Annotated in this window: 11 protein-coding genes; 5 read left to right on the top strand and 6 right to left on the bottom strand. The window is 40.7% G+C overall.

Annotated elements, in window-relative coordinates; genetic code table 11:
* The 3 genes from nuoC to ndhC form a co-directional block, all read right to left on the bottom strand.
* Nucleotides 1-1,788, bottom strand: a complete 1,788-nt coding sequence (gene nuoC / locus F928_RS10940) for an NADH-quinone oxidoreductase subunit C/D (protein ID WP_002120052.1) — start codon at nt 1,786-1,788, stop codon at nt 1-3.
* Nucleotides 1,789-1,872: 84 nt separating this feature from the next.
* Nucleotides 1,873-2,550, bottom strand: a complete 678-nt coding sequence (nuoB, locus tag F928_RS10935) for a NuoB/complex I 20 kDa subunit family protein (protein WP_002120034.1) — start codon at nt 2,548-2,550, stop codon at nt 1,873-1,875.
* Nucleotides 2,551-2,556: 6 nt separating this feature from the next.
* Nucleotides 2,557-3,108, bottom strand: coding sequence for an NADH-quinone oxidoreductase subunit A (gene ndhC / locus F928_RS10930; protein ID WP_002120061.1), 552 nt, complete (start codon nt 3,106-3,108; stop codon nt 2,557-2,559).
* A gap of 425 nt (nt 3,109-3,533) precedes the next feature.
* On the opposite strand from ndhC, the gene F928_RS10925 reads away from it, so the two are divergent.
* Both F928_RS10925 and F928_RS10920 read left to right on the top strand, forming a co-directional pair.
* Entirely contained in the window at nt 3,534-4,952 is a 1,419-nt protein-coding gene (locus F928_RS10925; protein WP_002120054.1) for a sensor domain-containing diguanylate cyclase, read from the top strand.
* Nucleotides 4,953-5,044: 92 nt separating this feature from the next.
* Nucleotides 5,045-5,398, top strand: a complete 354-nt coding sequence (locus F928_RS10920) for a hypothetical protein (RefSeq protein ID WP_002120022.1) — start codon at nt 5,045-5,047, stop codon at nt 5,396-5,398.
* A 21-nt stretch (nt 5,399-5,419) separates the two neighbouring features.
* Here F928_RS10920 and bfmS read toward each other — a convergent pair whose 3' ends face one another.
* From bfmS to F928_RS22620, 3 genes are read right to left on the bottom strand one after another with little or no spacing between them, the layout of a single operon-like run.
* Nucleotides 5,420-7,069 (bottom strand): sensor histidine kinase BfmS, encoded by a 1,650-nt coding sequence (gene bfmS / locus F928_RS10915; protein ID WP_002120020.1) that lies wholly within the window; start codon nt 7,067-7,069, stop codon nt 5,420-5,422.
* Between the two features lie 32 nt (nt 7,070-7,101).
* On the bottom strand, nt 7,102-7,818 hold the full coding sequence (gene bfmR / locus F928_RS10910) for a response regulator transcription factor BfmR (protein ID WP_000076440.1): 717 nt from the start codon (nt 7,816-7,818) through the stop codon (nt 7,102-7,104).
* A complete protein-coding gene (locus F928_RS22620; RefSeq protein ID WP_031944149.1) occupies nt 7,815-7,997 on the bottom strand; it encodes a hypothetical protein in 183 nt (60 codons plus the stop codon). Before F928_RS22620 ends, bfmR begins: the two co-directional genes overlap by 4 nt.
* 353 nt (nt 7,998-8,350) lie before the next feature.
* Here F928_RS22620 and nrdA point away from each other — a divergent pair, with 353 nt between their 5' ends.
* The 3 genes from nrdA to F928_RS10895 all read left to right on the top strand — a co-directional run bounded on the left by nrdA (nt 8,351) and on the right by F928_RS10895 (nt 12,798).
* Nucleotides 8,351-11,185 (top strand): ribonucleoside-diphosphate reductase subunit alpha, encoded by a 2,835-nt coding sequence (gene nrdA, locus F928_RS10905; protein WP_002120003.1) that lies wholly within the window; start codon nt 8,351-8,353, stop codon nt 11,183-11,185.
* Between the two features lie 56 nt (nt 11,186-11,241).
* Nucleotides 11,242-11,376 (top strand): hypothetical protein, encoded by a 135-nt coding sequence (locus tag F928_RS10900; RefSeq protein WP_002120013.1) that lies wholly within the window; start codon nt 11,242-11,244, stop codon nt 11,374-11,376.
* Nucleotides 11,377-11,514: 138 nt separating this feature from the next.
* Nucleotides 11,515-12,798 (top strand): ribonucleotide-diphosphate reductase subunit beta, encoded by a 1,284-nt coding sequence (locus F928_RS10895; protein ID WP_005075203.1) that lies wholly within the window; start codon nt 11,515-11,517, stop codon nt 12,796-12,798.
* Nucleotides 12,799-12,824 lie beyond the last annotated feature (26 nt).

Raw genomic sequence — 12,824 nt, 5'->3', positions numbered from 1 at the left:
TTAGCGATCCACGTCAGCCATAACCACGTCAATGGTCGCCAGATAAATGATTAAGTCAGATACTAAACTTCCGTTAATCACTGAAGGCATTTGCTGTAAGTGAGTAAACGTCGGTGTACGAATACGAGTACGATAACTCATAGTCGCTTTATCTGAAGTCAAGTAATAAGTACTTGCACCTTTAACCACTTCAGTCATAAATGATGACTCGCCCGCTGGCATGACAGGACCCCATGAAACGCTCAAGAAGTGCGTAATCAAGGTTTCAATATCTTGTAATGTCTTATCTTTCGGTGGTGGAACAGCCAATGGATGATCCGCTTTGTATGGACCAGAAGGCATGTTATCCAAACACTGTTGAATAATTTTTAGCGACTCGGTAATTTCACGGAAGTGAACAAGCACACGTGCGTATGCATCGCCTTCATACTCAACCGGCACATCAAAATCGAAGTTTTCATAGCCGCTGTATGGACGATATTTACGTACGTCAAAATCGATACCTGTTGCACGTAAACCAGTACCAGTTACACCCCATGCGAGTGCAGATTTGGCATCGTATTGTGCAACATTACGCGTACGTCCAATAAACACAGAGTTTTTCAATGCCGCTGTGTAGTATTCGTTTAAGCGTTTAGGCATCCACTCTAGCAATTCTTTAACAAGCTTTTGCCAGTTGTTTGGAAGATCGTGTGCTGTACCGCCAATACGGAACCATGCTGGATGCATACGGTAACCCGTGATTGCTTCGACAATGTCGTAAACTTTTTGACGGTCTGCGAACATATAGAATACTGGTGTCATACCACCAGCATCCTGAATTGCCGTACCACAGAATAACAAGTGGTTATTAATACGGAACAATTCGTTCAACATGACACGAATCACTTGCGCACGCTCAGGAACTTTAATACCTGCCATTTGCTCTACAGCCATCACATACGGCATGTTTTGAGCACAACCACCTAAGTAGTCAACACGGTCAGTATAAGGAATGAAAGAATGCCATGTTTGACGTTCAGCCATCTTTTCCACACCACGGTGGTGATAACCGATATCAGGTACACAGTCCTTCACTTCTTCGCCATCTAACTGCAATACAACACGGAACGCACCATGTGCAGATGGATGGTTAGGACCCAAGTTCAAGAACATGAAGTCTTCATCAGCGTTACCACGCTTAAGACCCCAGTCTTCAGGTACAAAACGTAAGTGCTCTTGTTCAAAGTCTTGTTTCGCTTTGTCTTGCATGTACGGCGTATATTCTGTCGCACGTGCTGAATATTCTTTACGAAGCGGATGACCTTCCCAATAGGTTGGCAACAAAATACGACGGAGCATTGGATGCCCTTCGAAATTGATACCGAACATATCGTAAGCTTCACGTTCATACCAGTTGGCATTTGGCCAGATATTTGTCGCTGTCGGAATGTTTAGGTCATTTTCGTTCAAGGCAACCTTGATACGAATGTCACTATTACGCTCAAGCGATAATAAATGATAGAACACAGTGAAGTCAGATGCTGGTAAACCATCACGATGAACACGTAAACGTTCATCCATCGCAGATAAGTCAAACAGCATTACATACGGACGTTCCACTTTACGCAGGAACATAAGGACTTCTTGCACGCGTGCGCGCTCGACCCAGACTGTTGGAAACTCTTCAAAAGTCGCCTGCACGTAAAAGTTCTCACCAAATTTGGTTTTGAGCTCTTCTACGATTGCAAATGCTGGGCGTGAATCAACTGCTGTTGACTCTGGCATAGCAATGTCAGTTTCAGCCATTGGCTTGGCTTCCTATTTAATACAAATTCTGTCAATTTTCTCGATGAACATATCAGTTAGATATGTCAAAACACCGTCAAAAAATTATTTAATCTCATCCATAGAGCGTAAGTTTTTAACGGCAATACGCTCTGCATTCTTACGGTCACGTTCTGGCATCATCTTTGGCTTATATACTGGCTGAAGATCATCACCGATCACGGCAGAAAGCGGGCGTCGCTCTAATTGAATCTGGTCTTGTAAAAGCATTAAAGCTTGAATTAATGCTTCAGGACGAGGCGGACAACCTGGGACGTACACGTCAACAGGAATAATTTTGTCTACACCTTGTACTACTGAATAGATGTCGTACATACCTCCAGAGTTTGCACAAGCACCCATCGAAATGACCCATTTAGGCTCTAACATCTGTTCATACAGACGCTGAATAACTGGTGCCATTTTTACGAAACAGGTACCTGCAACAATCATCAAGTCAGCCTGACGAGGTGAAGCACGGATAACCTCTGCACCGAAACGTGACAAGTCATGCACACCTGTTAAGGTCGTTGCATATTCGACGTAACAACATGAGGTACCAAAGTTAAATGGCCACAAAGAGTTTTTACGTCCCCAGTTTACTGCTGTATGCAAGACATCCTCTAAACGAGTCATGAATACGTTTTTATTCACTTCCTCTTCAAGCGGATCCGTCACAATTTGACGTTCTTGCAATGGGTATTGATCAGCATCCGGATTCGCGCGGGTCAGAGTATATTTCATCCCGACTTACTCCTTTTCAGATGACAATGCAGGTGTAGTTTTTGACTTAACACGACCTGATGATTGAGCTGGAATCTGACCTGTAGGGTCAGTTACGAGCTCTTCAATAGAATTAAAGCGTGTAATTTCAGCAATGTTCATTGTTGGTGAACCGATTTTAACCGCCTCACCTGCTGATTTACGGCGATCTGCTGGTGACCAACTTAAAGCACCTACAGAGAAGGCATAAACAAGCGCAATCAATAAATCAACGACAAAGATCACTACAGTGGTATATCCCAACCACCCTACTTCACGCACAGAAGTAGACCATGCATAGAGGTAAAGCGCCTCTAAGTCGAAGACAACAAAGAAAATTGCAACTAAATAGAACTTTGCAGACAGGCGAATGCGAGCGCCACCAGCACTCACGACACCTGATTCAAACTGCTCTTGCTTAGCACGTCCCCACGATTTTCCCCCGAGGAGTAAGGGAACTGTGAGCATAAAGACGCAAAGAAATGTAACGCCGATCACGAAGGCGATAATCGCCCAGTCGTATGGAGTAATGGCACTCATGCGGGGATAACTCCTGGCAGGCCTATTATTTAACAAAGAATGTATGTATTGGCCTTCAAATACACCAAACACAAAATTAATCCCGCCAATTGTACCTGATTTCTAATTTCCCATGCTAGTTGAAGCGTCTTAGTCTTTCGGATGATTTTCTAGACAAAACTATTCTTCTATGTGTTGTAAGGGGGGTTTCACAGCACATAATCGGTTTATTTAATTGTTTCTTTATTTATGATGATTTTTTTCATTTTTTAATTTTAGAATATTTACACAGTTGAAGCGCTTATTAACTTTTTATAACTTACTTTTTTATAATATTAGTTTGTTTTTTATTGTATTCAGCTTCTCCTCTGAATTATGATGAATGTTTAATCATGCATAATATTTTATTACTCTTGGATAAGAGTATTTATCATTAAGGGCAGCTGATGCCATACTCACTTCGTGAATTTTCATTTCTCTCCTTTTTTAAATTTTTTCTCCTATTTAGCTTCATTATTGCGACATGTTGTTTCATTGGCATTGCATCTCGCCCTTTAAGTTTTCTTGCATTCTTTTGGCCTGCCAATTCGGTTTTGCTCGGATTGCTTATTCGTTTTCCAATCACACGCCGACCAAGCGCATTTTTAGGTGCCTATATAGGATATGTGATTGCTGACTTATTTCAGGGCACTCCATTTGCTCTCACACTTGTTTTAACAACATCAAACTTTCTTTATGTTGTTACTACGTTTGCGCTCTATATGTTTTTTAATCAATATATTAAGGCGGCCTATCGCGGTTATTCCTACCTTTTCTTATTTGGATTATGCGGAATAGGTAGCGTAGTAGGTGCATTGTTTGCAGCAACTTTCGTGCCTATGTTTAATACCAAATTTATGATTGGTGGCTTGTTGGATGAGTTTGGTTACTGGTTCACTTCAGAACTGCAAAATGCCTTGCTTCTTTTACCTATCATATTGAACATCCCTCAATATAGTCAGGTTAAACATTACTTTTCAAGAAATCGTGGCCTACAACCAACCGACCTTTTACCTTTTGGCGCTGTGCTTATTTCGATTGCTGCTAGCTATTATGACTCTGGTCCGGGTTCGCTGCTCTACCCGATTGCTGCCCTGATCTGGTGTGCCATTCGCTACAAACCTATTGTTGTTGCACTCATTACTAGCTTTACCAGTGCTTATATTATTTATCATGTCTCTGGACATTACCTTTTGCTCTATCCAAACGAATATTTCAGCAATACGGTCTCAATCCGAATTGGGTTAATTATGATGACGATTGCCCCACTTACGGTTTCTAGTATTAGTGTTTTGCATTCAGAGTTAATTCAAAAGCTTCAACATGCCATTGCACATGATGAACTAACTTCAAGTCTGACTCGACGCCAGTTTTTACAGTCGGTCAGATTACTTCAAGAAAAAGTACAAAAAGAAAATAAGACCTCAGCTTTTTTCATGCTTGATGTCGACCACTTTAAGCAAGTTAACGACAACTATGGTCATCAAATCGGTGATCGGGCGCTACAAACTTGTGTCACCACGATTCAGAATATTTTACATCCTCATGATTTATTAGGTCGCTTTGGAGGTGAAGAGTTTGCCATTTTTATTGCAGATACCACTAAAGAAAGTGCATTTGAACTGGCTGAACAAATTCGAATTAAAATTAGTCAGCAACCAATTTATATTTATGGAAAATTACCAATTTTTATACAGGTGAGTATTGGCATAAGCTTATATTCGCCATCGTCCCATCGAGCTATTGAAAGTTTATTTAAAGAAGCAGATGACGCTTTATATCAAGCAAAACGCCAAGGACGTAATCGAGTGTTTATCTCTTTATAACTTTTTCATTTCATCATCTAGTGTAATGAATTTTATACAATAACCTGTGTTTTGCCATGTATGCTAATAACAGATAATAAGGAGAAAAATGCATGACTCTAGAATATACGCATAAACCAAACTACTACTTGTTTGCACAATTACTGGTGCGACATATAGAAAGCTATATTCACAAACATCCAGATGCCAACAATGCAATTTTTGACTTGAGGGATGTCTATGAAATATTTAGACAGGATTTTGCGTCAACGACAACAAACCTAGAAGGTATTTTGCATATTGCAGATGAATATAAAATAGAAACGCTTAATGGAGATCAACCTCTTATTCAAAAATACCAGATTGATGCAAAAAATAATTCGTTACTGATCGATTTTAATTCCGATGCGTTAACCAGCTTAAGAAGCGGAAAACCTATTTTGGAACCAGATGCGACTCAACTATAAATAGATCAATAAAAAAGCACCTTATGAAGGTGCTTTTTTATTGGCTTTTAAAGGAGGCTGTTTAAAGCGTTTTGCTGGCCATGTCATGATAAAGCGAGCGCCACCCAATGTCGGGCTTTCATCCACTTTAATTTCACCGCCAAACCAGTAGGCAATACGGCTTACGATAGACAACCCTAAACCATAACCGCCCGACGCACGTGTACGACTATCGTCTAGACGGGCAAAAGCTTCAAATACTCTTTTACGGTCTTGTTCAGGAATACCTGCGCCGTCATCTTCAACACAAACAAAGGCCATACCATCGCTGTGGATACCACCGGTAATCCGAACTTTATTATCGCAATAACGAACCGCATTACCCACCAAGTTTTGAACAACACGATGTAAGTAACGACGCTCAGCATCTACTTTTACATAAAGTGGAGGAGCAACAAGTTCAATTTCTTTTTGCGTTTTTAAAGCTTCGGTTTCGACCGCAACCTGATCTAACACATCAAATAAAGTAATTTCATCAAAATCGAGTGAAGGTGTACCCTGCTCTAGTTTTGCATAAGTCATGATTTCATCAATTAAGGTATTGAGTGCTTCAATATCTTTATCAATCATATCGACCTGATGCATACGATGGTTGTAATCATCTTCTTCCGCCAACATTTCTGTACCAAAGCGAATACGGGCAACAGGCGTTCTAAGCTCATGAGATACGGCTCTCATTAACTCACGCTGAGCCTCGATTAAGCGCTGAATATGATCAGACATGTTGTTATAACTTGATGCCAAGTTTGCCATTTCGTCACTTCCTTCAATAGGAACACGCAATGACAAATCACCAGACTTCATGCGATTTAATGCATAACGTACTTGGCGAATTTTACGCTCTAGCGGCAAGATCAACCCATAGACACCTAGACTCAGCAAAAATAAGCTAAATAAAGTAATCCCTGCTGAAAGCTGCAAAGGCATCCAGTTAAACATCGGAACTGGTCCAAGCACGAGAACCCGTGTAGGCTGATTCGGAATTGGAGAGACGATTGAAATAGTTGTTCCGCGTACTGTCGCACTGTCTTTGTACAACATGACGCTTTGATCTTGGCGTAAACGACCAATTTGTTCAGAGTCCAGATTAATATCTTGAATATTGTAGATATTAATTGGGTAAGAGAAATGCTTTTGAATCTTGGCAAGATATTCTTGTTCTTGCCCCGGATAAAACATTAAATAATCCAGTACAAAAATAGGGAGAGCCTTCATTTGGCGCTCAGTAATTTTGTCGACTTTTATAGATAAAAAGTGCTGAGGATCATCACGTAAGCCAATAATGATATACGCAATACTATTACTGGCATCGTAACGGACAACAGATTTTTGAGCTTCGATTCGTTTTTTCTCGGTACGAGATAACTCAACCTTGCTTGCATCAGTATAGTAAATTGGAAGTTCCAATAAATCTGACGCATCTGAAACCCAGTCTATTTTCTGTTGCTTCCCAGGCTGTCGAGCGACTCCCTCACTAATGACATAAGAAATACCATCGGTTAAAGATTCTCGATATTCTTGTGCCCGTTGATAATTGATAATTTGTACAAGCAAATAACCAAAGACAGCAACCAGAACAACAAGAATTACCAGTCCCGCATATATTCGCAGGAATATACTGTGTTTAAACACTCGACCAACCTTATAGGAAGTTTATTCAGACCTTATAACCCGTTGGTTTCTTTAACGAACAAGTAACCTTTACTACGTACTGTTTTAATACGTTTTGGATTTTCAGGATCATCACCAATTTTTGGACGAATACGTGAAATACGGACGTCGATTGAACGATCCTGACCATCGTATTCGATACCACGTAAACGTTCGAAGATATCTTCACGCGATAAGATACGACCAGCATTTGATGCAAGCAACCATAATAGGTCATATTCTGCGCTAGTGAAGTCAACAAGTTCACCATTTAGCGTGACAGAACGACCGCCATTATCAATTACAAGGTCATCAAACTCGATACGCTGTGCAACTTCATCTTCTACGGTTTTATCTGTGCGACGTAATAGTGCACGGATACGCGCTAAAAGAACACGTGGTTGAACTGGTTTAGCAACATAGTCATCTGCGCCCATTTCCAGACCAAGTACCTGATCCATGTCTTCTGTACGTGCAGTCAACATCAAAATCGGTTGATGGTAATGTGGACGAACTTCACGGCAAACTGTTAAGCCATCGGCACCCGGCAACATGACATCCAAAACCACTAGATCTGGTTGTTCACTAATAATACGACGAATTGCACGGTTACCATCAGTTTCTACACCAACTTCCAAGCCGTTGCGAATTAAATATTCTTGAGTTAATCGCGCTAAGCGCTCGTCATCTTCAACGATCAGAATCTTTGGTAACTTTTCTTCTTGGCTCATATCATTGCCCCTATAAATCTCGTTTCATGCATCTTAAAAATCTTGCAGATACATTCGTTTATCATTTGCAATATACACACGTTTACATTGTAAACAAGTAGGCGTTCACCAAACTGATACATGACCATCGTATTTTGTTGCATTTTATTAGCCTTTGAATTTTCACGTGTTTTTAAGATTTATTTATTGTTATTAAATTTCATATTCTATTCATATTTCCAATGTATGAATATTAAACAAATTATTTCTCTGTTTAGTTTGAATTTATTTAAGTGTTTGTTTTTTGAGTTATCCACAAAGTTATCTATAAGTGTTTTTTAACAGCTTTGCTATGCTATCTCCCATCAAATCATACAGATAAAAAATTACTAAAAAGTCAAGATTGATCTGCTATGAAAAATCCCGTATCTTGTGTTGAAAATAAACTTTAACTACTAAGTCTTGTGTTTATCCCTCAAATATCGTGGCATGTTTTTTGCTCGGTTCAAACGGTCTATGAACATAACAAAAGTGACAATGGAGCTATGCTGGCATGAGCGTAATTACTTCGACTCCCGGTCAAATTCAGGTGATTAAGCGCACTGGAGATGTTGCTGCATTTGATGCAGAGAAAATTTCAGTTGCGATTGGTAAAGCTTTTCTTGCTGTGGAAGGTCAACAGAGTTCGGATTCTAGCCGTATTCACGACCGTATTACCCAGTTGACGGAAATGGTCTTAAATACTTTTACTCGCCGTTTACCATCGGGCGGTACGATCCATATTGAAGAAATTCAAGATCAAGTAGAACTTGCTTTAATGCGTACTGGGGAACAAAAGGTTGCCCGCGCTTATGTGATTTACCGTGAACAACGTGCTAGCGCTCGTCAGCAAACGAACTCAAACCACCACCCTACTTTACAAGTTACCGACAAAAACGGTCAGCTTCAGCCACTTGATTTAAGTGCATTGCAAGCAACTGTTTCTAAGGCAGCTGAAGGTTTGGAAGGTATTGATGTTCAAGCCATTGTCGATGAAACCGTTAAAAACTTATATAACGGCGTAAAAGAAAGTGATATTGCCACTACAATGATGATGGCAACACGTACCCGTATTGAACAAGAACCAAACTACACTTACGTGACTGCACGTTTGCTTTGTAACGAATTAGTGAGCACTGGTTTAACGTTCTTAGGCTTATCAACAGATACACCTGAAAACAATGCACTTGAAGCATTCTTGAAAAAAGGTGTTGAGCTTGATTTGCTTTCACCTGACTTGCTTGACTTCGACTTAGAAAAACTATCAGCAGCAATTCAGCCAGAACGTTCTAATCAGTTCACCTATTTAGGTTTACAGACTTTATTTGACCGTTACTTCATTCACTCAAACGGCGTTCGCTTCGAATTACCACAATTATTCTTCATGCGTGTGTCGATGGGTCTTGCACTCAATGAGCAAGATAAAGAAGAGCGTGCAATTGAGTTCTATAACTTATTGTCTAGCTTTGACTACATGGCTTCTACGCCTACCCTGTTTAACTCAGGTACATTACGTCCACAGCTTTCAAGTTGTTACTTAACAACAATTGGCGATGACCTTTATGACATTTATGGCGCAATGCGTGACAACGCGATGCTTTCTAAATGGGCTGGTGGTTTAGGTAATGACTGGACACCTGTTCGTGCCTTGAACTCTTATATTAAAGGTACTAATGGTAAGTCTCAGGGTGTTGTTCCATTCTTGAAAGTTGCGAACGATACAGCTGTTGCAGTAAACCAAGGTGGTAAGCGTAAAGGTGCTGTGTGTGCTTACCTAGAAACTTGGCACTTAGACATCGAAGAGTTCTTAGAGCTTCGTAAAAACACAGGTGATGACCGTCGCCGTACTCACGACATGAACACTGCGAACTGGGTTCCAGACTTGTTTATGCAACGTGTATTTGAAGATGGTGAATGGACATTATTTACCCCTTCTGAAACTCCAGACTTGCACGACTTAACTGGTGCTGAATTTGCTGAGCGTTATGCTTACTATGAGTCTGTAGCGAAAGAAACTAACATGCTACACAAGAAAGTACGTGCTAAAGACTTATGGCGCAAAATGCTTTCTATGTTGTTTGAAACTGGTCACCCATGGATCACATTCAAAGATGTATGTAACTTACGTTCACCACAACAACACGTTGGTGTAGTTCACTCATCTAACTTATGTACTGAAATTACCTTGAACACAAATCAAGACGAAATTGCAGTATGTAACTTGGGTTCGATCAACCTTGTACAACACGTTCAAGGTGGTGTGTTAGACCGTGAAAAGTTAGCTCGCACTATTAAAACAGCAGTACGTATGCTCGATAACGTTATCGACATTAACTACTACGCTGTACCACAAGCGAAAAACTCTAACTTGAAGCACCGCCCTGTCGGTATGGGTATCATGGGCTTCCAAGATGCTCTATATGAAATGGGTATTGCTTACGGTTCAGACGCTGCTGTTGATTTTGCTGATGAATCAATGGAAGTAATTAGCTACTACGCAATTGAAACTTCAAGCAACTTGGCTGTTGAACGTGGTGCTTACTCAACATTCAAAGGTTCATTGTGGGATCAAGGCATCCTTCCAATCGACTCTTTAGAAATTGTTGCGAAATCTCGTCCAGAGCGCATGTTCGAAGTTGACCGTACTCAACGTTTAGACTGGGACACTTTACGTGCCAAAGTTCAAAAAGACGGTATGCGTAACTCAAACGTGATGGCGATTGCTCCAACTGCAACCATCTCTAATATTTGTGGTGTTTCTCAGTCTATTGAACCAACATTCCAAAACTTATATGTGAAATCTAACTTGTCTGGTGAGTTCACTGTTATTAACCCATACCTTGTTCGTGCATTAAAAGAACGTGGTCTTTGGGACACAGTAATGGTTAACGACCTTAAACACTTTGAAGGTTCAGTACAAAAAATTGCTCGTATTCCTGAAGAATTAAAAGCAATCTTTGCTACTGCGTTTGAAGTAGATACACGTTGGATCGTTGATGCTGCATCACGCCGTCAAAAATGGATTGATCAAGCTCAGTCGCTTAACCTTTACATCTCTGGTGCAAACGGTAAGAAACTTGACATCACTTACAAGATGGCATGGTTACGTGGTCTTAAGACGACTTATTACCTCCGAGCTTTAGGTGCAACTTCTGCTGAAAAATCTACAATCAACACAGGTGCTTTAAACGCAGTTAAACCTGCGACTGTTGAAGCAGCGGCAGTTGCTGCCCCTGTTGTAGAAGCGAAGAAGCCAGAAGCAGCAGTTGAAGAAGAAGGCTTTACTCAAGCAGCTCCTGTACCAATGGCTTGTTCAATCGACAACCCTGATTGTGAAGCTTGCCAATAACATTTAATAAGATTGCTCTTTTTCACTAAGGAGCAATCTTAAAAGAGGTAAAGATTATGCTTTCTCATCTCAGCCATAACTATATGCTTGGTGTTGGAGTTTTAATCTTTGCCTTTATTTTCTTTTATATGCCGATGGTTTACGCATTTATCACAATACGTAAGCAACAGCGTAAACAAAATAAGTTGTAGTGAGTAGAGACCAAAGGCCCAAAATTTGGTCATGCATCAATAAAACTTAATTTTGTTTACACATTAAAAGCGTATAGTAGGGACATCTTCGTTTAAGAGATGTCAAATATAGATATATACAACGAAGAGAGAACAAAAATGTCTATCCTTAGTTGGGACGATTTTGAAGATGATTCGCAAAAACCGACTACACCTGAACACAAGTCTACGCCCGTCCAATCGGAAAAAGCGTCAGATTCGCAGAATGTATCTACTGCGCAGCCATCATCGCCGAGCGTGGCAGCTCCACAATCCGCTGGAACCCATTCCGTGCGACCAACAGTTGCCTCCGATACAGTGGCTAGAGCCGCTCAAGCCCTAGAACATTTAGACGTTGCCCCTGGCCTTGAAGAGCTAGAAATGGGTGCTCAACGTGTTCAAGTTGACGACAAAGCCATGATTAACTGTCGTGCGGACTTGAACCAACTTGTACCATTTAAATATGAATGGGCTTGGCAGAAATATCTTGACGGGTGTGCAAACCACTGGATGCCTCAAGAAGTTAACATGAACCATGACATCGCGCTTTGGAAGTCTGAAAATGGCTTGACCGAAGATGAGCGTACTATTGTTATGCGTTCTTTAGGTTTCTTCTCGACTGCGGACTCTTTGGTTGCAAACAACTTGGTATTGGCGATTTACCGTCACATTACTAACCCTGAATGCCGTCAGTACATCTTGCGTCAAGCGTTTGAAGAAGCGATTCACACTCACGCTTACCAATACTGTATCGAATCTTTAGGCATGGACGAAGGCGAAGTCTTCAACATGTATCGTGAAGTTCCATCTGTTGCACGTAAAGCAGCTTGGGGCTTGAAATATACTCAATCTTTAACTGATCCTAATTTCCACACAGGTACGCCTGAAAACGACCAGCGTTTACTTCGTAACCTGATCGCATTCTACTGTGTACTTGAAGGGATCTTCTTCTACTGTGGCTTTACTCAAATTTTGAGTATGGGTCGTCGTAACAAGATGAACGGTGTTGCTGAGCAATTCCAATACATCTTGCGTGATGAATCTATGCACTTGAACTTTGGTATCGACATGATTAACCAAATCAAGATTGAGAACCCTCACCTTTGGACTGCTGAGTTCCAACAAGAAGTGGTTCAAATGATTGTTGAAGGTACGATGCTTGAAATCGAATATGCACGTGACACGATGCCACGCGGTGTATTGGGTATGAACGCAAGCATGATGGAAGAATATTTGAAATTCATCTGTAACCGCCGTTTATCTCAGTTAGGTTTACCAGAGCAATTTGCTGGTGTAACGAATCCATTTGCGTGGATGTCTGAGATGATGGACTTACGTAAAGAGAAGAACTTCTTCGAAACTCGCGTAACTGACTACCAAACTGGTGGTGCGTTAAGCTGGTAAGTCTAACTTATCAAATCAAAAGAGCC

The organism is Acinetobacter pittii ATCC 19004 = CIP 70.29 (genome assembly GCF_000369045.1).
GTDB lineage: Bacteria > Pseudomonadota > Gammaproteobacteria > Pseudomonadales > Moraxellaceae > Acinetobacter > Acinetobacter pittii.
Note: the sequence above shows the minus strand (reverse complement) of the source record. Positions and strands in the feature narration are given on the sequence as shown.

Coding starts and splice junctions, on each gene's coding strand:
- nuoC (WP_002120052.1), bottom strand. CDS start 1,788: ATGGCTGAAACTGACATTGCTATGCCAGAGTCAACAGCAGTTGATTCA.
- nuoB (WP_002120034.1), bottom strand. CDS start 2,550: ATGAAATATACTCTGACCCGCGCGAATCCGGATGCTGATCAATACCCA.
- ndhC (WP_002120061.1), bottom strand. CDS start 3,108: ATGAGTGCCATTACTCCATACGACTGGGCGATTATCGCCTTCGTGATC.
- F928_RS10925 (WP_002120054.1), top strand. CDS start 3,534: ATGCCATACTCACTTCGTGAATTTTCATTTCTCTCCTTTTTTAAATTT.
- F928_RS10920 (WP_002120022.1), top strand. CDS start 5,045: ATGACTCTAGAATATACGCATAAACCAAACTACTACTTGTTTGCACAA.
- bfmR (WP_000076440.1), bottom strand. CDS start 7,818: ATGAGCCAAGAAGAAAAGTTACCAAAGATTCTGATCGTTGAAGATGAC.
- nrdA (WP_002120003.1), top strand. CDS start 8,351: ATGAGCGTAATTACTTCGACTCCCGGTCAAATTCAGGTGATTAAGCGC.
- F928_RS10900 (WP_002120013.1), top strand. CDS start 11,242: ATGCTTTCTCATCTCAGCCATAACTATATGCTTGGTGTTGGAGTTTTA.
- F928_RS10895 (WP_005075203.1), top strand. CDS start 11,515: ATGTCTATCCTTAGTTGGGACGATTTTGAAGATGATTCGCAAAAACCG.